The following is a 22338-nucleotide window of genomic DNA, read 5'->3' on the forward strand; positions in this document are numbered from 1 at the left end:
GAATGACAAATTTCGTAAAACCGTTTCGTTATGTGATGCAAATCGCTCTATCTGTAACCTTCATGCTGGGTATCGGCAACTGCCTGGCGGCAGAAGGGCAACAGAATGAGCTGCCCCAGGTGATTATTGAAACCAGCGAAGGTGCCATTGAGGTGACTCTGCGCCCGGACATCGCTCCCGAGACCGTTGAGAATTTTATTACCTATGCCAAAAACGGGTTCTACGAGGGAACGCTGTTCCATAGGGTCATTCCAGGTTTCATGATCCAGGGCGGCGGTTTTGATCAGGATCTAAACCAGAAGCAGACCCGTAGCCCCATCCGGAACGAAGCCAGGCCAACCGCCAAAAACCTTCGCGGAACCATCGCCATGGCCCGCACAAGCTCACCGGACTCCGCCACGTCCCAGTTTTTTATCAACCTGACCGACAACGATTTCCTGAACGCAGGTGTCCGCGGCCCGGGCTACGCGGTATTTGGTAAGGTAACAGGGGGAATGGGTGTCGTGGATGCCATCGCCAGCAAGAAAACGGTGAGATCCCGAGGCATGGCGGATGTACCCCAGGAACCCGTCATTATTCGTAGCGTTTCGGTTCGGCAAACCGATACCGCGACAGAGTAGCCCGTTAAGCCTACTGACCGGATACAACGATCGTGACTGACCTCAGCCTCCCCTCCATTGAAACCGCCGACATTGATTGGAGCAATGGCGCGCCCCGCTGTCGCCGCTTTGGCGATGTTTACTTCTGCAGCGAGAATGGTCTTGAAGAAGCGCGATACGTGTTTATCGGCCAGAACCGGCTTCGCGAACGTTTTTCCTTATTGCCCGCAGCCTCCTCCTTCGTCATCGCGGAAACGGGGTTTGGCACTGGCCTGAATTTCCTCGCAGCCTGGCAAGCCTGGAATGAAACAGCCACACCACGCCACGGTTGCCTGCATTTCGTCTCCGCCGAACGCCACCCGTTGACTCCGCAGGACCTTGCCCGAGCACTTACGATGTGGCCGGAGCTCAAGGCCTACGCTGACGAACTGCTCGAACAGTATCCTGCCCTCACCTCCGGCACCCATCGCCTGGTGCTCGCCGGTGGTCGTGTCAGGCTCACACTTTTTTTCGGCGATGTGGCCGATGCCTGGCGTGAGCTGGATTTTCAGGCGGATGCCTGGTTCCTGGACGGTTTCGCGCCCGCCAAAAATCCGGGCATGTGGACAAGTGAAATCATCGACGCGATACCGGGCCACAGCAAGCCCGGCGCGACGCTCGCCACCTTTACATCCGTTGGCGAGGTGCGGCGACGGCTGATTGCTGCTGGTTTCGCCATGCGAAAAGCAACCGGATTTGGCCAGAAATGGGACATGTTGACCGGCACACTGGGTGATGCCACCAGCCCCGGAACACCACCAGCCGCGAATGATGTTGAATCCATTGCCATCATCGGCGCCGGGGTTGCCGGCAGCCTGCTCGCCCGGAATCTGGCGGAGCGGGGATTGCATGTCACGGTGATTGACCAGGCTCAAGAGGCTGGAACAGCCGCCTCTGGCAATATCCAGGGTGCGCTGTATGTCAAACTGGGCATTGAGTTCAACGATCAGGCAAAGCTCGGTCTCTCATCGTTGCTGTTCAGTCAACGTTACTATCAACAGTTCGGCGGGGAGCACTGGCATCCTTCCGGGCTTGTTCAACTGGCGCACAGTGATAGCGAGCAAGACCGTCAGAACCGCTTCATCGCCCGCAACGACTATCCAAGCGCCGTATTGCAGCAGATCAGCCCGGAACAGGTGTCTGAGCTTGCCGGCATTCCGCTGACTCGGGGAGGCCTCTGGTTTCCTCGCAGTGGATGGCTTGAACCCGGCGGCCTTTGCCGGGATTTGATAGAGCACGAGCGGATCTTTCAATGTTTTGGGTTTGACGTCCACCGACTTACCCCTTGCAACGGCAAATGGCATATCGCAGGTAACGGCGAGCAGGATGTTGTGGTCGACCGGGTGGTGATATGCGCCGGCCATCAGACACCGGACCTGATTCCGTTGAAGGGCGGCTTCCGTTTTCGTGCGATTCGAGGGCAAGTAACCCACTTGCCTGCGAAGGCGGTCAATTGCCCTGATGTAGTGGTATGTGGATCAGGGTATCTCAATCCCGCCCACGGTGGCATGACACTGGCGGGTGCCACCTTCGATCTTCATGACTCATCGCCAACCCTTTCCACCGAAAGCCACCGGGATAACCTTTCAATGCTGGATGCGATGGTTCCAGGCTCGGTAAACAGGGATTCAGGCGACGTTGATCCGGCGAAACTCGATGGCAAAGTCGGGTTTCGATGCACAACCCATGATTATCAGCCGGTCGCTGGTCCACTAGTGGACGCTTATGGGCAACCATTGGAAGGCATCAACCTGTTTACCGGCTTGGGCAGCAAGGGGTTGAGTTACGCTCCCCTGCTCGCAGAGTACCTTGCCGACCGGCTCTCCGGGCAGCCTGTCTGCCTCCCCGGATCCCTGGCAAAACGGGTCGCGACGGGCCGCTGCCACCGCGTGGAAATAACAGAGCAGGAAACTATTAGCGCCTGAAGAAATCAAATTGTCTGCCGATAACCGGAGAAGGCCCTGTTGTAACCGGAGCAGATCATTATGTCCATTCATGTCAGTGAACCCGGCAGACCCGTTGGGACACGCCTGCCGGAGATATTCCGGGGCCGCCGCGTAGGTGACGTTACAGAACTGAGCGAATCCCACAATATCGATGTTCAGCACAGTGAGGCAACCGACGCCGAGTTCCAGCTTGCCGCCCGCTCCGGACGGCAGCGTGCCATTGAGGAATACGGTGCCGCAGCGTCCGGTGAACCCAAAGAGCGACGGGCCTACCTGCCGGTATCCCAGATCTGCACCCCCGCCCTGCACTCTCTGCCAGCCACCGCAAGCGTTGCTGACGCGATGGAAGCCATGGATGAAAACGGCGTCAACCATCTCGTGATTACCGCAGACGGTAACGTAGCAGGGCTCGTGGATCTACGCTGGTTGCTAGCCTGGCTCCACGAAACCGATGCAAACGCCATGAGCGCGAGCTTCGTGAATATCGAACTACCCGCCTTCCTGACCTCGTCGCCCGAGACCGATGCCCACCAGTTGGCAAGGCTGATGCTCGCTCACCAACTGAATGCGGCCCTGGTGGTTGATGAGAGGGGCCAGTCAGCCGGTATCGTCACCAGCACCGATTACCTGAAGTTGTACGCCAACGCCAGCCGGCACGAGGGTAGCGTATAGCAGTGGGCACATCGCCCGCATTCGATTAATGCAACGGCAGCCCCTCTCCAGTAAACAGCCGAACCTCCCAGGTCTCAGAGGCACCACTGACGATTTTGACCAGGGCTGTTATTTCGTCATCGCGGTAGTTTTCCAGCCGTTCTATTTCACCCTCAGCACCAACCAGTGGCAACTGAGTTCTCCATTCCCGGCTGCTGTCAGTGTCATCATCGCTGTTTTCTTCCAGTGAAATTCTGGCCAGGATCGGATGAGTCTGGCTGTTTCCCTCGCTTTCGCTGAAATTACCGTTGGTACTTCCTGCAACCAGAATGTCCCGGTCGTAAGTGCGCACCGCACGTAGAGACTCAGTGGATGCATCATCCAAGTCATTGAACGTAAAGGCGCGAGTGACATCTCCCAACGCCGTATAGGACAATGCAAACCCGGCCTGGCTGTTGATCTGACGGCGCTTCAGTGAGCGGTTTCCATCGCCAGACTCGACGCTATAGTTGCCGGTACTCTGGCCCACCAACCAGACATTGTTGGTCCCGTAGATGCCGTCGGAGAGATCTTCGTTGCCAGCGGTTCCACGCTGCCTGACGTTAATTGTACTGTCTGCGCTGGAGGCAATATAAAAGAACGCGTCTTTTCCGCCAAGTTGGGGTTGGCCACTCACCGCGCCTGAGGAATCCCCGATCAGCAGCGGACTGCTGGTGGACGTACTGCCTCCTACAACCGACTCATCATGCCCTGCTGACCCGACCTGTCGTATCCAGGCAACCACCGGCACAACCGAGTTGCCGTCAACGGTAGTGTCAATTCTCTGGAGAAAACTGTCCACACCACCAGCAGCGTTTTCGTTCGTCCACTGGCCATCGGTTTCCCCGGCGTTCACGACGTAACCACCATCTTCATCAATCCCAGTCCATCGGGGAAAATCATCACCGGATGTGCCGGTCACAATGCTCCAAACCGGCACATAACTGTCCGGATCCTGAGCGGTGTCGAAGAAGTAAAGCAGGGTATGAACATCCACACCATTGCCGCCAGGGGCACCGTCCGGTGTCTGTTCACTGCCGAACGACACGACGAATTCGTAGCGGGTAACGTCGTCATCTCCTTCCTTAAAGTTACGTTCGACAAAACCGATAACCGGTTCCCCACCCTGGGCAATAGCGGCCTCTGACAACGGCTGCTCCGTTACTTCCCCTTTCTGCGTGACGATACGCACCCAGGGACGGTCACCATCATCGATACGATAGCCTGCAATGAAAAGACGACCGTTGTGCCCGAAGGCCGTGTCGGTGGGAACAAAGGCCGCACTGTTGCCCACCTCAATCGGTGAAGTCAGTTCGTTGATGTTCACCCTCAGTTTGTCCGCATCCGCCGAGGCCGCGAAATTCTCCCTTCCGGACTGATAACGTTCGTCCAGACCCAAAAGAAGGAAACGATCGTTTTCCAGCTGGCCGTTGGTGTAGTCGTCGGGAATGCGGATACGAAAGCGCATTTCCTCAACGCCCTCGGCAAAGGTCAGAAGATCCCCTTCCACCCACTCGCCATTCCCGTCCCGGACTTCCACAAGGAAATCCTCGCCCAGAACCACATCGGAGTCATCATCCTCTCCAAGTTTCACGCTATAAGCGCCGGCTCGTTCACCGCTGATTAAAGCAACATACTCGCGAACTTCGCCGACATTAAGCGCATCGCGGGTACCGCCGGCCTCGGTTTCCAGGCGCACTGTTGGCTCATTGTCCGCAATCCGCAGTAATTCCCTGACACCGGAATTGGAACTGCCAAGCCCGGCGAGGCCGGACCGCACCTCGGTCAGTCGGATGTTCAGGGTTTCCAGGGGTTCGGCCTCGGTGTCCTCGATAACTTCCAGGCGGATGTAACATTCGGTGATTCCGGGCTCCAGAGTAATCACCCCCTTGGACAGGAACCCATCATCGTCTGGCTGATACTGAAGATAGGAAGGCACTGGTAAGGTCGGTTCGCTCTGCGTCCCCAAACCAACAATGTCCTTGCCGATGATCGCCTCGTTGTCGTTGGCGGCGCCATTTTCACAACGCTGATGAGGGGGATCAATATCCTCGTCACAGCGTTGTGGATTAAAGCTGGAGTCCAGCTCAAAGGCCACCGACACACGGGTGACAGAAGGCTGATCAAGCAGTACCCGCACAAGAACGGGATAGGTGGCGCTGGTGCGTTGAACGGTTTTAACGACGGCGCCATCATCGTCGTACTCGTTCACCTCATATGTCTGTCGACCGATTTCTCCGATCTCCGGAGCCTCGCACCGATTATCCCGTTCCTCCGGCGCCTCGAACGCCTCTCCCTCGGTAAAATCGTCGATGGCCAGGCTGAGCACGTTTTCCCGGACCTCAATGTCAAATGGCTGTGTACCGGCCGCACGGCCATCATTGCCAACCAGAGTGATGTTCTCCGTAGTGCCGAGGTCATCACGGCCTCTCGAGCCACCGGTCAGCCCCGGAACGCCCCGCATGATGACGCCCTGGCGTGCCTTGTTGCTGGTGTCTTCCAGCGCCAGCCAGGACGGTGCATTGGTGAGTGAATAATCGAGAATATCGTCGCTGTCGAAAGCGCCAAAATTGTAGGCGTATTCAACGCCCAGATAAGCTTCGTCCGGCGGTGTTCCGAGAATGTAGGGGTCTTCGGCATCCTGTTCGGTCTTGCAACCGCCAATGACAACCAGGATCAGTGACAGCAGGGCAAGACAGCCCCCGCGAGGAAAACAGCGAAGAGCACAGGAGAGGCAAGAGAGCGAATCGGCGCGCATGAAAAAGTCCGTTTCAGAGCATTGTTTTTATAGGTGCTTTACACACCGTTACAGAACAAGCTCATGGTAATCAATTTCACGGAGGCAGGATCTGCGCGAGTTCTCAGATTCTGGCCACGGACGAACCATAGTGTGCGCCGTGGCCAGAGGTTTATTCCAGGCCGTGGGTGCCAAGAAATTCGACGAAGGCGGACTCGTCCATTACCGGGACTCCCAAATTCTCGGCCTTCGTCAGCTTCGAACCGGCGGCTTCGCCGGCAACAACACAGGAGGTCTTGCCGGAGACGCTTCCCGCTACTTTGGCCCCAAGAGACTCCAATTTTGCCTTGGCGTCATCCCTTGTCATGTCGGACAGTGACCCCGTCAGTACCCAGGTCTCTCCCTTCAGCGGCTTTTCACTGGCGGTGATCTCTTCGGTCTGCCATTGAACCCCAGCGTCTTTCAGGGCCTGAATGGTTTCCTGGTTGTGGGTCTGGTCGAAGAAACTACGAATGTGGCCGGCGACAATGGGCCCAACGTCAGACACCGACTGCAGGGCATCCTCGTCAGCCTCACCAATGGCTTCCAGGGTGCCAAAGTGGCTGGCCAGGGCCTTGGCGGTTGCCTCGCCCACCTCCCGAATACCAAGGGCATACAGGAATTTCCAAAGGACCGGGTGGCGGGAGCGATCAATGGCATCGATCAGATTACCCGCGGATTTATCACCCATACGTTCAAGACCCGTCAAATCGGCTTTCTTTAACAGGTAAAGATCCGCAACCGTGGTGACCAGTTCCCTGTCCACCAGAATATCAATCCACTTGTCCCCTAGCCCTTCTATGTCCAGCGCCTTTCGGGATGCATAGTGCCGGATGGCCTCCTTGCGCTGTGCCGGACAGAACAGCCCGCCGGAACAGCGGGCCACTACCTCGCCCTCGATCTGCACAATGTCAGACTGGCATACGGGGCAGGCGTCCGGAAGCTGGACCTCACGGGTATTGTCAGGGCGACGTTCGGCCACAACCTTGACCACCTGGGGAATCACATCCCCTGCACGTCGAACGAACACGGTGTCTCCGATACGGACACCCAGCCGTTGGATTTCGTCCATATTGTGCAGCGTGGCGTTGCTAACCGTTACGCCTCCCACAAATACCGGCTTGAGCCGGGCGACTGGCGTAATCGCGCCGGTACGGCCGACCTGGAATTCCACGTCTTCAATGACCGTCAGTTCTTCCTGCGCCGGAAATTTCTGGGCAATGGCCCATCGGGGGGCACGGGAGACGAACCCCAACTGCCGCTGCAATGCCAGGCTGTTTACCTTGAAGACAATGCCATCGATTTCATAAGGTAGGCTGGCACGCTTATCCATCAGCTCATTGTAAGCCTGCAGACAGTCCTCCGCGCCGGTCGCCCGACGCATCTCAGGGTTGATCCGGAAACCCCAGGCACCAACCTGTTGCAGCCCTTCCCAATGGGTGGCGGGCAGCCGGCTTTCGTCCTCAAGCGCGACACTGTAGGCGCACAATTCGAGTGGACGTCGGGCCGTCACGGTGGGCTTTTTCTGTCTCAGACTGCCGGCGGCAGCATTACGGGGGTTAACAAACGTCTTCTCTCCCTTGTCCGCCAGACGTTTGTTCAGGGTTTCGAACCCTTCCCGGGGCATATACACCTCTCCCCGGACCTCCACCAGCTCAGGGATGTTGTCACCACGAAGTCTCAGGGGCACCGACGGGATGGTACGGATGTTGGCGGTGATATCCTCACCTGTATAGCCATCACCGCGTGTAGCGGCCCGGGTCAGCACGCCAGATTCGTAATGAAGACTAACCGCCAGCCCATCCAGCTTGGGCTCGCAGACATACTCAATGTCTTCTTCGGTCTTGAGCCGATCTCTCACCCGGCGGTCAAAGTCCCTCAGTTCTTCATCACTGAACGCATTGTCCAGGGAAAGCATGGGGATACGATGGACAACTTCCTCAAAGGTGGTTTCCACCGATGCCCCCACCCGGCGAGTGGGGGTATCAGGCGTCACAATATCGGGGTATTGCGCTTCGAGGTCCTGTAATTCCCGAAACAGGCGGTCGTACTCGGCATCCGGAACCCGGGGATCGTCCAGAACATAGTACTGATAGTTATACTCAGTGATGATATCCCGGAGTTCTCCGGCCCGGCTGATAACGTCGGGAGAGGCTTTGGTCATTGTCTGGGGGATCGTTGTTTACGTTCAAATTCGCGGATGCGTTGGCGGCAGTGTTCAATGGTTTGCGGGGTCATCACGCTGCGGCGCTCGTCCTTCAGTTCACCGCCAAGATTGCGCACCACGCACTGCGCCGTTTCCAGCATGAACTCAAAGGCCTGCATGGAATTGGTAGGCCCGGGCATGCTCATAAAGAAGCTGATACCCGGCGTCGACAGGGCTGGCATATCCTCGGGCTTGAAGGTACCGGGCTCAACTGCACTGGCCACGCTGAACTGCACCGGGCTGGTGGTATCTGACTGTTCGTGGCGATGGTAGATATCCATGTCGCCATGTTCCAGGCCGCAAGCTTCGAACAGCGCCTTGAGTTTGGTGCCCTCGAAATTCTGCTCACTTTTCGCCAACACATTGATAACCACCACTTCCCGGGCCTCCGGCCGGTTGGCTCCGGCGAGGGGCTGCCCGGATTGCCGTGCTGTGGCTTCCCGCCTTGCCGTGTCTTCCTCGACCTCGGTGGTTACCGTGGGGGGAATCCCTTTGTCGTCCGGGCCAGAATCCGCTATATCGGTTTCCGGTTCCTCATCTACTGCCCCCCAACCGATGTCAGAATCGTAGTCAACGTCACTGGGTTCACTGGCGGCCAGATTTTCCGGCTCCGGTTCACGCTCTGCAGTCAGCTCTTCGGAGTCATCCTTGGCCGTCGCGGCCGCGCTGCTGACCACCGGCCTGGTCGGTTTGGGCTTGGGCTTGGCGAAACGGCTCTTTTCCGGTTTTACGTAGCCGCGCTCTTCCAGCGTGTCCCGTGAAATGGTTCGCGCCCCACCATTTGGGAGCTCAGGGTTGTAGTCTTGGTCCAACGGGGAATCGTCGAGATCGTCCGCGCCCATGCCAGAGGATATCGCGATTGATTCCTTACGGGCGCGCCTCATCCGGCGCAGGCCATCAATCACAATACCGAGTATAACCAGGGTACCGATGGCAATTAACCATTCCCTAAGAGACATAGTGGTGCTGTCCTGTTTGCAGATCAGATATCGTTGCTACTCTAAGAAAAGCCTGTAATGAATACAACGCAAACACAGGCCAGATGGCAGTTTTGTCATTTTTGCACGAACCTTGACCGCCTGTCCGCCAGCGACATGTCATCATGCTTCAGCCAACGCGGCAGCCTCGTCAACATCTACCGATACCAGCCGTGAGCATCCTGGCTCATGCATCGTGACCCCCATCAGTTGGTCGGCCATTTCCATGGCGATCTTGTTGTGGGTAATGTAGATGAACTGTACCTGTTTTGACATTTCCTTGACCATGTTGGCGTACCGCCCCACGTTAGCATCGTCCAACGGAGCATCCACCTCATCCAGCATACAGAACGGGGCCGGATTAAGCTGGAAGATGGAGAACACCAATGCAATGGCCGTCAGTGCTTTCTCCCCGCCGGAGAGCAAATGAATGGTGCTGTTTTTCTTGCCCGGCGGCCTTGCCATGATGGCAACCCCTGTTTCCAGCAGGTCCTCACCCGTAAGCTCAAGGTACGCATTGCCGCCGCCGAACACTTTCGGGAACAGCGCCTGGAGCCCCCCATTGACCTGATCGAACGTCTCCTTGAAGCGCTGCCGGGTTTCGCGATCGATCTTGCGTATGGCGTTGTCCAGGGTCTCGAGCGCTTCCATCAGATCTTCATGCTGACTGTCCAGATAGGTCTTACGCTCACTCTGAACCTGATACTCCTCGATGGCCGCAAGGTTGATGGCACCCAGACGCTGAATCCGGGACCCGATTTTCTCGAGGTCTTCAGCCCAGGCTTTCTCGCTGGCATCTTCAGGCAACGTTGACAGCACTTCCTGCAGGCGGACATCCAGTTCCTCGAGCTGCTCCAGGTGATTGCCTGCACGAATCTCCAGGGCCTGGGATTCCATTTTCAGCTTCTCGAGGCTGGCACGGACGTCCTGGATGGTATGTTCTATGCGGCTGCGACTTTGCTCCCGATCACGCACCTCCTGATCAATTTCTTCAAGCGCGTCTCGGGCAGCACCCAACTTTTCCTCTTCAGCCAAGCGCCTGTCCAGCAGGCCTTCCAGCTGCATTTTCAGATCTTCAATGGGCTCTTCGGCGTTTTCGCGGCTTTCACGGAGAATGTCGAGTCGCTCGTCCAGACGCTCTTTCTGCAATTGCATTCGATCAATGGTCTGACGCAAGCCATCGCGCTGGCTGTTCAAAGACTGAAGCTGGAGTTGTAACTGGTGGGCGTGATCGCGATCGTGCCGAGCCTCCTGGCGAAGCCGGTCAAGGTTTTCACGCAGCACGTCCCGACGCTCAAGCAGCCGCTCCTTCTCTTCATCGCTGTCTTCCGTCGATGCCAGGGCCTGCTGCCACTCCTCGCGGGTTTCCAGCAGTTGTCCCTGCTGCTCCTCGAGATTCATGGACACGTCAGCAAGATCGTCACGAATGCGTTGAAGCCTCGCATCAATCTGTTCCGCACGCGCCTTGAGACCACTGATCTTGGATGACAGGGTGGCGAGTTCCCGATCAGCATCCGCCAGCCGGCCCTGGGCATCGTCCCTGGCAGCTTCCGCCCGTTCTGACTGTTCCAGCAACCGGTCCAGATTATCGGTGGCGGCTTCCAGGGAGGCTTCCGCCTGCTCTAACTCTGCTGTCAGTGCGGTGACTTTCTTCTGGCGTTCGATTACGCCAATCTGGGCTGCGTCGGAATCGGGCATCAACACCCAGTCAACGGACAACCAGGCACCCTCGGGGGTAATGACACTCCTGCCCGGCGCCAAACCTTTCTGCCGTTCCAGCGCGTCCTCCATGGACTCCGCGGTATCAACAAGCGCCAGCAAGGATGCCATGCCCCCGGCACCGGATACTTTGCTTGCGAGCCCCGTTGATGGACCATTGGCGCTGGAGTCACTATTCACCAGGGCCAAACCTCGGGGAGCATCAGCCATGTTGGCATGCATTGCTCCCAGCCCCGGTACGCTCAGCCCCTGGCTGAAGCGCCCAATTACCTGCTCTACCGCAAATTCCCAGCCATCGTCGATACGAAGTTGCGTGGCCAGTCGTGGGCTGTCGCTAAGGCTGTGTTCATTAAGCCAGGCCTGCAGGGTGTCGTCCTGGCTGCCCATCTGTTCATCCAACAAGGCCTGCTGGGATTCAAGCGATGCCCTCAGACTCTGGACCTGCTGGCGCGCCTCGGTGGCAGCCTGATCTGCATCCCGCTGGTGGTGGCGTGCCTCCTGGAGTTCGTCCTGGACAACGTTGATTCGCTCCGCGGCTTCCTCCCTCTGCAGCTCCAGGGATTCCTGCTGCTCCAGAAGGTCGTCCAGTTCCGCCCGATCAACCTGTCCTTCAAGCAGATCCTGTTCTTCACGAAGCCGTTGTTGACGGGTGCGCAGTTGCTCAATGGCATTTTCCTGGGAACGGATACTGGACTGGGCCAGTTCCGCCTGTCGGCGCGCATCCGCTGAACGGGAACTGAAATCCTCCCAGTTGTGCTGCCATTCGCTCATGGCATCCTCGGCACTCTGGAGCTTTTCTCCGGATTCCTCCGATTTCAGGACCAGCGCCTCCTGTTCGGGCTCCAACATATCCAGTTCTTCCTGGATGCCCGCCAGTTTCTCTTCATCCTGTTCCAGTTCCCGAGCCAGTTCGCGCTGATTGGCCATGGCCTGGTCCAGTTCCGCGGCCGTCTGGCGGCTGCGCTCTCGTTGGTGCTCAAGGCTCTGCTCAATGCGGGCAATATCGGCACCGGCTTCGTAGTAACGCGCCTGCGCCCGATTGAAATGTTCGTTACGTTCCTGATGGCCGTCCCGCAGGGATTCAAGAGCTGTTTCCAGGCTGACACGTTCAGACAGCTGCTTCTCGAGCTCGAGCTCGGTATCCCGGATGCGAGTGCGCCAAGTCTGAAGATCGGTGTCCAGGGACTGCCAGCGCAACACCGTCAGCTCGGCCTTTTTCTGGCGCTCTTCCTGTTTGTAGGCTTTGTACTTTTCCGCCGACTGAGCCTGACGCTCAAGGTGTTGCAGCTGCCTGCCAAGTTCGTCCCGAAGATCCGTCAGGCGTTCCAGGTTCTCCTGGGTCCGGCGGATGCGGCTTTCGGTTTCCTTGCGGCGCTCCTTGTACTTGGAGATACCCGCCGCTTCCTCGATATACACCCGCAACTCTTCCGGCTTGGCCTCGATCAACCGCGAGATCATCCCCTGCTCGATGATGGCGTAGCTGCGGGGGCCTAGCCCGGTCCCGAGGAAAAGATCGGTAATATCACGCCGACGGCATTTGGAGCCGTTCAGGAAGTATTCCGACTGCCCCTCGCGGGAAACACGGCGGCGTACCGAAATTTCATTGAAACGTACGAACTCGCCGGGCGCCGAACCGTCGCTGTTGTCGAACACCAGTTCTATGGAGGCCTGGCCGACCGGTTTACGCGCACTGGAACCGTTGAAGATAACGTCCGACATGGACTCGCCACGCAGATATTTGGCCGAGCTTTCGCCCATCACCCAGCGCACCGCATCGATGATATTGGACTTGCCACAACCGTTGGGGCCCACGACCGCTGTCATGTTGGACGGAAACGGCACCGTGGTCGGGTCAACGAAAGATTTGAAACCGGATAACTTGATGGACTTCAGGCGCATATCAGGCGCTCACCTCTTCCCTGAGAATACTCAGTACCTGTTCACGCTGATGTTCGCCAAACTCACAGATGGCGGTTTCAAGGCCGGCGGCGTCGTCACGCACCGCTGCGTCCGCAAGTTGCCGGAAAAACCGCCCGGTTTCCGCCAGTTCATCGCGGAAATTCTCAAGCGCGACGAAATAGGTCCGGCTGATCGCAGGCCGGAAGTTTTCCAGGGTTTCCTCAAGGAACGGGTTTTCCACCAACCCATAGGCGTAGCGCATTACCCCGAATCCGGCATCAATGACCTGCTCGGCAGCATCTCCGCCGGAGGAATTGAGTGCATCAATGACCGCCTGAAGCTCCCGCACCTGACCCATAACGCCAGACAGTTCACTGCCGGACCAACGCTCAAGCACCTTCCGCCCCAGCATGCACAGCAAATCAATGTAGATATCATAGAGGCTGTTGACCAGTTCCGGCGTCAAACGGGACACCACGGCACCACGGCGAGGAAAAATATCCACCAGATGGCGGCGCTGGAGAATCAACAGCGCCTCGCGCACGGAACCGCGACTGACATTCAGTTCACCGGCAACCTTGAGCTCCTGGATTCGCTCGCCCGGCCTCAGGTCGCCGGTCACAATGCGCTGCCCCAGGTGCTGGGCTATCTGTTCGGAAAGACTTTCGGGGGCCTGAAACCTCATAAAGTTGGTCGCTCACTCGCTACTGGCAGCAAAGAATAAGCGCAGAAGTTTACCACAGGCACCCGTGAGCCCAATCCCCTTGTCGGACATTTTAACGATCTGGTCATGCCGGCAAACCCGTGCCGGAAATTTGGCGTGCTCGCCACCAGGTCTGTTCTAATTCTTGAGAAATCGAGTAGGAAATAACTGTATATAATTGTTATTGAACGTTAATTAAATAATGGCCCCAAACATGCATGTTTATAAAAAAATACCTTAACAGGCAGTTTTAAGTGAAACAGATTCCGTCGATCAATAAGTCTGGACCACAACCTCAGAAACTCGCGGCCCTGAGACAGGCGCACCGCGACTGGAATGAATCCCCGGATGTGCTGACAAGGCTGACCCGAAGACTGTCCACGACACTCAGCCTGGAAACACAACTGGCAATTCTGGCTGAAGAGATCGCCAGCGTGGTTCCTTACGATTGCCTGACTTACCGGCATACCATAGCGTCAAGGGATTTTGTCTATGTAACCGGTAAGGGCGGCCCCCATAGCTGCGATTATCGGCTCAACCTCGAAGGCGGCTTCTATGGCACGCTTTCTCTCAGCCGTCGACAGAAATTCACGGAACAGGAGCTCGAAGGCATAGAGTTGATGCTTGCAGCCGCCATCTGCCCCATTCGCAATGCCTGCCAGTTTTTTACCATCGAACAGGCGTCTCTGACGGATTGCCTGACCGGTGTTCCCAACAAGCGTGCTATGGACGAGGCGCTGTCCCGTGCCAGTTGTCTTGGCGACAGGCATGGAGAGCAGTATTCACTGATCCTGTGCGATCTGGACCATTTCAAGCAGGTGAATGACCAACACGGCCATGTCGTGGGTGATCACATGCTGAAACTGGCGGCCGCCGAACTCGAAAAGGCCGTCAGAAATTCCGACAGCGTGTACCGCTTTGGCGGGGAAGAGTTTGCCATTCTGCTGGCCCATACCGACGAGGCGAACGCCCGCGAGGTTGGCGACCGTATTCGCGACTTCATCAATACCATTGTCGTGGACTGCGGGGATACCGATGTCACAGTAACCGCCAGCTGCGGCGTGGCCATGAGGCTGGCAGACGAGACCGCCGACCAGTGGCTTGCCCGCGCCGACGAAGCGTTGTACCAGGCGAAAGCCCATGGCCGCAATTGCACACGGGTTTTCGCCGCTATCAGCAACTGATCAGCGTTTTCCAGACTTTGCCGGTGGCTTGCCTGATGACTTCCGGCCCGTCGACGGGCCAGCACTGTCGACCTGCCATCGCGCGCCGCCTGATTTACGCGGACCTGCCCCGGCCTGTTTACGACGCTTACGATCAAGGGTCTTTTGCTCGGACGGCGTCTTGGCCGGAATGTCCACAGGCTTCAAATCGACGGCTTTGCTCAGCGAATCCACGGCTTTCTGATCCAGCTCTTCCCACTTACCAACCGTCAGGCGGCTTGGCAGGAAAATCGGCCCGTAGCGCACACGCTTCAAGCGGCTGACCCTCACACCCTGGGATTCCCAAAGCCTGCGCACTTCACGGTTACGGCCTTCCAGAAGCGTCACATGGAACCATTGGTTGATCCCCTTTCCCCCGGCCTCGCTGATGTCCGAAAACTTCGCCATACCGTCGTCGAGCAGCACGCCCTCAGACAATCTTTTGATCATAGCCTCATCCACTTCACCAAATACCCGGACCGCGTATTCGCGGTCAATCTGGCGTGACGGATGCATCAGCCGGTTGGCGAGTTCCCCATCGGTGGTGAACAGCACCAGGCCGGTGGTATTGATGTCCAGCCGCCCAATGGCAATCCAGCGATGGTCACGGAGCCGGGGAAGGCTGTCGAATACCGTCGGTCGTCCTTCCGGGTCGCGGCGTGTGGTGACCTCGCCTTCCGGTTTGTTGTAGATGAGTACACGCCTGACCACCTCGGCCCCGGCCGCAATGTCGAGGCGCTTGCCATCCAGCTCAATGCGATCATCAACCGTGACTTTCTGCCCCGGCTCAACCGGATTCCCATTGATGCTCAGGCGACCGGCTTCGATCCAGGATTCAACTTCCCGACGCGATCCCACACCGGCTCGTGCCAGTAGCTTCTGTATGCGCTCCGGGCCGGAAACGGTGGTTTCATCCGGCTGCCGCTGTTCGGGTTTCTTGGGGCGATTGGCCGCCATGGATCTATCCTTAAAGAGTGACTGACGCCGGTGGCATCAGTGAAGTGTTTGTCCTGGCGCGTTATCGGGATTGGAGTCATCCCCATCGTCACCAGTATTTCGGGCCGGAGATTCAAATTCGATCTCGGCCTGCATGTTCTTTTCGATTTCCCGACCGATCTCTTCCAGATCCCGGATTTCTGACAAGGGCGGCATCTGGTCCAGACCTTCCAGATTGAAATAGTCCAGAAACTGACGGGTGGTGGCATACATAGCAGGCCTGCCCGGCACGTCGCGGTGCCCAACTACCCTCACCCATTCCCGCTCAAGCAGCGTACGGACAATGTTGCTGCTGACGGTGACGCCCCGAATATCCTCAATTTCACCGCGGGTTATGGGCTGGCGATAGGCAACCAGTGCCAACGTCTCCAGCAGTGCTCGGGAGTACCTCTGGGGCTTTTCTTCGAATAAACGCCCCACCCACGGAGCAAACTCTTCCCGCACCTGCAGCCGGTAACCACTGGCGATTTTCTTCAGTTCGAATCCCCGCCCCTGGCAGGACTGTTCCAGCAAGACCAGCACATGCTCCATTACCTGGCGGGCCGGGCGCTCACCTTCTTCGAAAAGATCCCGTAACTGGTCGACCGTTAAGGGTTTGCCGGCGGCCAGCAATGCAGCTTCGGTAATGGCCTGTATTTTCCGGAGATTTTCCTCGTTCATACCGCTCTCGCCCTGACATGGATCGGGCCCAGCACCTCGGCCTGGACCACTTCGATCAATTGCTCCTTGACCAGTTCCAGGGTCGCCAGGAAACTCACCACGACCCCCAATCGCCCTTCCTCTGGAGTGAACAGACTTTCGAACGTCACGAACTGATCATCCCGCAAGACCGACAGTATTGCCGACATACGTTCACGGGTGGATAAACGCTCCCTCTCCACGTGGTGGCTGGTAAACAGATCTGCACGTTTGAGCATGCCCTGTAGGGCAAACAGTATTTCCCGCAGGTCCACGTCCGGATGGGGCTGACTGGAAGGCATCCGGGGCAACGCTGCAGAGGCAACGAAATTGTCCCGTTCAAGCCGTGGCAAGTCGTCAATATCTTCGGCGGCCTGCTTGAAGCGCTCATACTGCTGGAGCCTGCGTATCAGCTCCGCTCGCGGATCGATGTCCTCTTCGTCCTCGGATTCCTGTCGCGGCAACAGCATCCTGGATTTTATCTCCGCCAGGGTCGCTGCCATAACCAGATACTCCGCAGCCAGTTCGAAGCGCATGGCTTCAACGGCGCCGATGTAATCCATGTATTGCTTGGTAATCTCACTGACATCGATGTCGAGGATGTCCATGTTCTGACGTCGGATCAGATACAGCAACAGATCCAATGGCCCCTCAAAGGCCTCAAGGAAGACCGCCAGGGCATCGGGAGGTATATACAGGTCACGAGGCAGATCAACCACCGGCTTACCGGAGACACGGGCAAGTGGCGCCTGCTCAACGGGCACCTCAGCCCCCTCATCCGCCGTCGTATTGCCTGTGGTGTCCTCTGTCATGGTCTCTCCGGAATTGTCAGCGTCGGGGCTCAGCGGTAGTTCAGGCCCATGGCTGTCCGAACTTCCTCAAGGGTATCCCTCGCGGCATCCCTGGCATGCTCGCAGCCTTCTTCAATAATGGCGTGAACCAGGTCCGGATTGCCTTCATATTCACGAGCACGTTCATGCAGGGGCCGCTGCTCTTCAATAATCGAGTCAATCAGCGGCTTCTTGCATTCCAGGCAACCAATGCCCGCCGAGCGGCAGCCGGTTTGCACCCATTCCTGGGTATCCGCATCGGAATAAACCTGATGAAGCCCCCAAACCGGACACTTCTCCGGTTCGCCCGGATCGGTACGCCGTACCCGCTGGGGGTCGGTCTGCATGGTGCGGATTTTCTGGGCGACGCTGTCAGGCTCTTCGCGCAAACCGATATAGTTGTTGTAGGACTTGGACATTTTCTGGCCGTCCAGTCCTGGCATCTTCGATTCCGGTGTCAGCAGGGGCTGGGGCTCTGGAAGGATCACCTTACCGCCACCTTCGATATAACCGTACAGCCGCTCACGATCGCCCAGGGAGATGTTCTGCTGCTCCTTGAGCAATGCCCGCGCCGTTTCCAGGGCTTCCATATCGCCCTCTTCCTGGTAACGCTTCTTCAGGGTGCGGTAAAGCTTTGCGTTTTTCTTGCCCATCTTGACGATGGCGCCCTCTGCCTGCTCTTCAAATCCCGGCTCACGGCCGTAGATGTGATTGAAGCGGCGAGCGACTTCGCGCGTGATTTCCACGTGGGACACCTGGTCTGCACCCACGGGTACCCGACCGGCCCGATACATCAGAATGTCCGCGCTCTGCAGTAGCGGATAGCCGAGAAAGCCGTAGGTGGCCAGGTCTTTCTCGCGCAGTTTTTCCTGCTGATCCTTATACGTGGGTACACGCTCAAGCCAGCCCAATGGGGTAATCATCGACAGTAAAAGATGAAGCTCCGCGTGTTCCGGCACCTTGGACTGGATGAACATCGTTGAGGACCCGGGATTGACGCCTGCCGCGAGCCAGTCGATCACCATATCCCAGACGCTATCCTCAATGCCGCTGGGATCATCATAGTTGGTGGTCAACGCGTGCCAGTCGGCAACGAAGAAGAAGCATTCGAATTCATGCTGGAGTTTCACCCAGTTCTTCAGAACACCGTGATAATGGCCGAGGTGCAACTTGCCGGTGGGACGCATGCCGGACAAAATCCGTTGCTGGGAATCGACAGAACTCAAAGCATGAACTCCTTTTATTTATAGGGAACAGCCATCATATTGCAGGCTGACCGGGCATTATAGTCTTATGTGTGGCCCGCGTTAAGAAGGCATTGAAAAACCTGCGCTGACGCCAGAAAACAAAAAGCCCCCGGCAGTCCGCAAAACAGACCCGGGGGCTTTCATTCACCGGCGGTAGTTTACCAGCCAGTCACTTCCTTCAGCGCCTTGCCAATTTCAGCCAGGCTGCGCACAGTTTTGACACCGGCGTCGTTCAGGGCCGCGAATTTCTCATCCGCCGTACCCTTACCACCGGAGATAATCGCACCGGCGTGGCCCATACGCTTACCAGGAGGCGCCGTCACACCCGCGATGTAAGACACCACCGGCTTGCTGACGTTGTCCTTGATGAACGCAGCGGCTTCTTCCTCAGCGGTCCCGCCGATCTCGCCGATCATCACGATGGCTTCTGTCTGCGGATCGTCCTGCAGCAACTGCAGGATGTCGATGAAGTTGGAACCCGGAATCGGGTCACCACCGATGCCAACGCAGGTAGACTGGCCGTAACCGAAGTCGGTGGTCTGCTTGACCGCTTCGTACGTCAGGGTACCAGAGCGGGACACGATGCCCACTTTGCCCGGCTTGTGGATGTGGCCCGGCATGATACCGATCTTGCTCTCGCCTGGCGTGATCACACCCGGGCAGTTCGGCCCGATCATGCGAACACCCTTGCGATCGACGTACTCTTTTGCGTAGAGCATGTCGATGGTCGGGATGCCTTCGGTGATGCAGACGATCAGCTGGATGCCAGCGTCAGCGGCTTCAACGATGGCGTCTTTACAGAACGGCGCCGGAACGTAGATAACCGTGGCTTCGGCGCCCGTCTTCTCGACCGCTTCACGCACGGTGTTGAACACCGGCAGGCCCAGGTGTTCGGTGCCGCCCTTACCGGGGCTTACGCCACCAACCATTTTGGTGCCATATTCGATGGCCTGCTCAGAGTGGAACGTACCCTGTGCGCCGGTAAAGCCCTGGCAGATAACCTTGGTGTCTTTGTTGATCAGGATGCTCATTATTTACCCCCCGCGGCTTTAACGACTTGCTCTGCCGCATTCGACAGACTGGTGGCGGCAATGATGTTCAGGCCACTGTCAGCGAGTACTTTAGTGCCCTTCTCGGCGTTGTTGCCTTCCAGACGCACAACCACAGGAACCTTGACGCCAACATCTTTTACGGCGCCGATGATGCCTTCGGCAATCATGTCACAGCGAACAATGCCGCCGAAGATATTGACCAGTACCGCTTTCACGTTGTCGTCAGACAGGATGATCTTGAACGCTTCGGAAACACGTTCCTTGGTGGCACCGCCGCCAACGTCCAGGAAGTTCGCAGGCTGGCCGCCGGACAGCTTGATGATATCCATGGTACCCATGGCCAATCCTGCGCCGTTAACCATGCAGCCGATGTTGCCATCCAGCGCCACGTAGTTGAGTTCCCACTTGGCAGCTTCCGCTTCCCGGGAATCTTCCTGGGAGGGATCGTGCATCTCGTGGATCTTCTTCTGACGGTACAGCGCGTTACCATCAACGCCAATCTTGGCGTCCAGGCAGTGCAGGTCACCGGCTGGAGTGATAACCAGCGGGTTAATCTCAACCAGCGCCAGATCGCACTCCTCGAACAGTTTCGCCAGGCCCAGGAAAATCTTGGTGAACTGACCAATCTGCTTGCCTTCCAGGCCTAGCTTGAACGCCAGTTCGCGCCCCTGGAATGGCTGTGCTCCGACCAGTGGGTCAACTTCGGCCTTCAGGATCTTTTCCGGGGTTTCTTCGGCAACCTTTTCGATTTCAACACCACCTTCGGTGGAAGCCATGAACACGATACGACGGGTACCGCGATCAACAACCGCGCCCAGGTAGAGTTCCTGGTCGATATCGGTAAGGGACTCAACAAGAATCTTGCTGACTGGCTGGCCGTTTTCGTCGGTCTGGTAGGTCACCAGATTCTTGCCAAGCCAGTTCTCAGCGAAGGCGCGGATATCGTCCTTGCTCTTGACCAGTTTTACACCGCCGGCCTTGCCGCGGCCACCAGCGTGAACCTGAGCTTTTACTACCCAGGCGTCGCCGCCGATTTCGTCAGCAGCGGCCACTGCGTCTTTGGGGGTATCGCAGGCAATGCCCTTGGATACTGGCAGGCCATATTCAGCGAAAAGCTGTTTGCCCTGATATTCATGCAAATTCATAGTTAATGTCCCGCTTTCTGATGGAGGATAACCACATACGGAAATTGAACCCGCGCAGTGCGAATTCGGTTTGATGCGCCGGGGATCACCTCAGCGCATCCTTAACGCGACCGAAAACCAGCCGTTTTAATAGCAGCGGGGCGCCGTCATTGGCGCCCCTGCTTCCTGGCTCGCGTTACTTCTTTTTGCGACGGTTGGCGATGTGAATCGCTCCGCCGGCAACACCCAGAGCCGCTTCATGCACGGACTCGGACAGAGTCGGATGTGCAAAACAGGTCAGGGCGAGATCTTCGGCACTGGAACCAAACTCCATGGCGATAACGCCCTGAGCAACGATTTCAGAGGCCTGGGGACCCACCACGTGGAAACCGACAATACGATCGGTTTTCGCGTCGGCGATGATCTTGACCATGCCGGACGCCGCATTCGCTGCCATGGCTCGACCATTGGCGGCGAATGGGAAAGTACCCACATTGTACTCCTCACCTTCCGCTTTCATCTCCTGCTCGGTCTTCCCGACCCAGGCAACTTCCGGCGACGTGTAGATCACGTTCGGGATGCAGTCGTAGTTAACCTGCGGCTTGTGCCCGGCAATACGCTCAGCAACCATAACGCCTTCTTCGGATGCCTTGTGGGCCAGCATCGGACCACGAACCACGTCACCAACCGCCCAGACACCGGGCGCTTCGGTTTTACAGTTGTCATCCACGAAGATGAAACCGCGTTCGTCCAACTTAACACCGGAGTCTTCAGACAGCAGGTTATCGGTATATGGGCGACGGCCAACGGCGACGATCAGCTTGTCAAACTTGGCTTCCTGCTTACCCTTCGAATCTTCATAGGTCACATTAACCAGTTTGCGCTTGACTTCCGCACCGGTCATACGTGCGCCCAGCACAACGTTAAGCCCCTGCTTCTGGAACTGTTTCAGTGCATCCTTGGCAACCTGCTGGTCAACGACTGGCAGGAAGGTGTCAACCGCTTCAAGTACGGTTACCTCTGCCCCCAGGCGAGCCCATACGCTGCCCAGCTCGAGACCGATAACACCTGCCCCGATAACGCCGAGACGCTTGGGAACCTCAGTGAATTCCAGAGCGCCCTCAGAGTCCACGATGTGCGTGCCATCGAACGGCGCAGGTGGAATCTGGATGGGACGTGAACCCGTGGCGATAATCACGTTCTCCGCCTCGTAGGTTTTTTTCTTGCCATCCTTGTCGGTCACTTCCACGTTACGGTTGGCCAACAGTTTCCCGTGGCCATAGATCGGTGTAACGCCGTTAGACTTGAACAGGCCGCCGATGCCACCGGTCAACTGGTCCACGATGCCTTCTTTGCGCTTCATCATCTTGGCGATGTCGAAGCCGACTTCCTTGGCGATAATGCCCTGCTCGGCAAAATCGTGGCTGGCTTCCTCATATTTATGGGAAATCTCCAGCAACGCCTTGGATGGAATGCAGCCCACATTCAGGCAGGTACCGCCTAGACGGTTCTTGCCTTCTTTATCGGTCCAGGACTCGATGCACGCGGTTTTCAGGCCCAGCTGAGCCGCTTTGATGGCGGCAACATAGCCGCCCGGGCCAGCGCCAATGACGATTACGTCGTACTTGTCAGACATGTTTTATCCCGTTTTCCAA

16 protein-coding genes are annotated in these 22338 nt (G+C 57.4%); 4 read left to right on the plus strand and 12 right to left on the minus strand.

From position 1 onward, the window contains the following. Positions 1-2 precede the first annotated feature (2 nt). The 3 genes from AXW11_RS12005 to AXW11_RS12015 are packed head-to-tail and all read left to right on the plus strand — an operon-like array spanning position 3 to position 3256. Entirely contained in the window at positions 3-620 is a 618-nt protein-coding gene (locus AXW11_RS12005) for a peptidylprolyl isomerase (protein ID WP_091642083.1), read from the plus strand. Between the two features lie 29 nt (positions 621-649). Next, positions 650-2563, plus strand: a complete 1914-nt coding sequence (mnmC, locus tag AXW11_RS12010; protein WP_091642080.1) for a bifunctional tRNA (5-methylaminomethyl-2-thiouridine)(34)-methyltransferase MnmC2/FAD-dependent 5-carboxymethylaminomethyl-2-thiouridine(34) oxidoreductase MnmC1 — start codon at positions 650-652, stop codon at positions 2561-2563. Between the two features lie 60 nt (positions 2564-2623). Next, positions 2624-3256, plus strand: a complete 633-nt coding sequence (locus AXW11_RS12015) for a CBS domain-containing protein (protein ID WP_036208023.1) — start codon at positions 2624-2626, stop codon at positions 3254-3256. Between the two features lie 25 nt (positions 3257-3281). On the opposite strand, the gene AXW11_RS12020 is transcribed toward AXW11_RS12015, so the two are convergent. The 5 genes from AXW11_RS12020 to AXW11_RS12040 all read right to left on the minus strand — a co-directional run bounded on the left by AXW11_RS12020 (position 3282) and on the right by AXW11_RS12040 (position 13536). Beyond that, a complete protein-coding gene (locus AXW11_RS12020) occupies positions 3282-6032 on the minus strand; it encodes a hypothetical protein (RefSeq protein ID WP_091642077.1) in 2751 nt (916 codons plus the stop codon). A 151-nt stretch (positions 6033-6183) separates the two neighbouring features. Beyond that, entirely contained in the window at positions 6184-8214 is a 2031-nt protein-coding gene (gene ligA / locus AXW11_RS12025) for an NAD-dependent DNA ligase LigA (protein WP_091642074.1), read from the minus strand. After that, entirely contained in the window at positions 8211-9215 is a 1005-nt protein-coding gene (gene zipA / locus AXW11_RS12030) for a cell division protein ZipA (RefSeq protein ID WP_091642072.1), read from the minus strand. The genes ligA and zipA overlap by 4 nt, the downstream gene beginning before the upstream one ends. Positions 9216-9356: 141 nt before the next feature. Next, positions 9357-12851: a chromosome segregation protein SMC gene (gene smc, locus AXW11_RS12035; protein WP_091642069.1), complete on the minus strand. Its 3495-nt coding sequence runs from the start codon at positions 12849-12851 to the stop codon at positions 9357-9359. A gap of 1 nt (position 12852) precedes the next feature. After that, a complete protein-coding gene (locus AXW11_RS12040) occupies positions 12853-13536 on the minus strand; it encodes a GntR family transcriptional regulator (RefSeq protein WP_036208039.1) in 684 nt (227 codons plus the stop codon). A gap of 272 nt (positions 13537-13808) precedes the next feature. Here AXW11_RS12040 and AXW11_RS12045 point away from each other — a divergent pair, with 272 nt between their 5' ends. Next, complete coding sequence (locus AXW11_RS12045; protein ID WP_091642067.1) at positions 13809-14738, plus strand: GGDEF domain-containing protein; 930 nt, start codon at positions 13809-13811, stop codon at positions 14736-14738. On the opposite strand, the gene rluB is transcribed toward AXW11_RS12045, so the two are convergent. From rluB to lpdA, 7 genes are all read right to left on the minus strand, one after another. Next, a complete protein-coding gene (gene rluB, locus AXW11_RS12050) occupies positions 14739-15713 on the minus strand; it encodes a 23S rRNA pseudouridine(2605) synthase RluB (RefSeq protein WP_091642064.1) in 975 nt (324 codons plus the stop codon). A 36-nt stretch (positions 15714-15749) separates the two neighbouring features. Next, a complete protein-coding gene (scpB, locus tag AXW11_RS12055) occupies positions 15750-16412 on the minus strand; it encodes an SMC-Scp complex subunit ScpB (protein WP_091642061.1) in 663 nt (220 codons plus the stop codon). Further along, positions 16409-17242 (minus strand): segregation and condensation protein A, encoded by an 834-nt coding sequence (locus AXW11_RS12060; RefSeq protein ID WP_091642058.1) that lies wholly within the window; start codon positions 17240-17242, stop codon positions 16409-16411. The genes scpB and AXW11_RS12060 overlap by 4 nt, the downstream gene beginning before the upstream one ends. Positions 17243-17271: 29 nt before the next feature. Next, on the minus strand, positions 17272-18486 hold the full coding sequence (locus AXW11_RS12065; protein WP_174447630.1) for a tryptophan--tRNA ligase: 1215 nt from the start codon (positions 18484-18486) through the stop codon (positions 17272-17274). Positions 18487-18665: 179 nt separating this feature from the next. Beyond that, positions 18666-19538: a succinate--CoA ligase subunit alpha gene (sucD, locus tag AXW11_RS12070; RefSeq protein WP_036208055.1), complete on the minus strand. Its 873-nt coding sequence runs from the start codon at positions 19536-19538 to the stop codon at positions 18666-18668. Beyond that, entirely contained in the window at positions 19538-20704 is a 1167-nt protein-coding gene (gene sucC, locus AXW11_RS12075) for an ADP-forming succinate--CoA ligase subunit beta (protein ID WP_036208058.1), read from the minus strand. The genes sucD and sucC overlap by 1 nt, the downstream gene beginning before the upstream one ends. Positions 20705-20879: 175 nt before the next feature. After that, positions 20880-22319 carry a dihydrolipoyl dehydrogenase gene (gene lpdA / locus AXW11_RS12080; protein WP_036208061.1) on the minus strand — a complete coding sequence of 480 codons (1440 nt, stop codon included), beginning with the start codon at positions 22317-22319 and terminating at the stop codon, positions 20880-20882. Positions 22320-22338 lie beyond the last annotated feature (19 nt).

The sequence above is a fragment of the Marinobacter sp. Hex_13 genome, from assembly GCF_001566815.1.
GTDB lineage: Bacteria > Pseudomonadota > Gammaproteobacteria > Pseudomonadales > Oleiphilaceae > Marinobacter > Marinobacter salarius.

Bases quoted from the DNA above. Each gene is read 5' to 3' on its own strand.
- AXW11_RS12005 (WP_091642083.1), top strand. From the start codon at position 3: ATGACAAATTTCGTAAAACCGTTTCGTTATGTGATGCAAATCGCTCTA.
- AXW11_RS12015 (WP_036208023.1), top strand. From the start codon at position 2,624: ATGTCCATTCATGTCAGTGAACCCGGCAGACCCGTTGGGACACGCCTG.
- AXW11_RS12020 (WP_091642077.1), bottom strand. From the start codon at position 6,032: ATGCGCGCCGATTCGCTCTCTTGCCTCTCCTGTGCTCTTCGCTGTTTT.
- ligA (WP_091642074.1), bottom strand. From the start codon at position 8,214: ATGACCAAAGCCTCTCCCGACGTTATCAGCCGGGCCGGAGAACTCCGG.
- zipA (WP_091642072.1), bottom strand. From the start codon at position 9,215: ATGTCTCTTAGGGAATGGTTAATTGCCATCGGTACCCTGGTTATACTC.
- smc (WP_091642069.1), bottom strand. From the start codon at position 12,851: ATGCGCCTGAAGTCCATCAAGTTATCCGGTTTCAAATCTTTCGTTGAC.
- AXW11_RS12040 (WP_036208039.1), bottom strand. From the start codon at position 13,536: ATGAGGTTTCAGGCCCCCGAAAGTCTTTCCGAACAGATAGCCCAGCAC.
- rluB (WP_091642064.1), bottom strand. From the start codon at position 15,713: ATGGCGGCCAATCGCCCCAAGAAACCCGAACAGCGGCAGCCGGATGAA.
- scpB (WP_091642061.1), bottom strand. From the start codon at position 16,412: ATGAACGAGGAAAATCTCCGGAAAATACAGGCCATTACCGAAGCTGCA.
- AXW11_RS12060 (WP_091642058.1), bottom strand. From the start codon at position 17,242: ATGACAGAGGACACCACAGGCAATACGACGGCGGATGAGGGGGCTGAG.
- sucD (WP_036208055.1), bottom strand. From the start codon at position 19,538: ATGAGCATCCTGATCAACAAAGACACCAAGGTTATCTGCCAGGGCTTT.
- sucC (WP_036208058.1), bottom strand. From the start codon at position 20,704: ATGAATTTGCATGAATATCAGGGCAAACAGCTTTTCGCTGAATATGGC.
- lpdA (WP_036208061.1), bottom strand. From the start codon at position 22,319: ATGTCTGACAAGTACGACGTAATCGTCATTGGCGCTGGCCCGGGCGGC.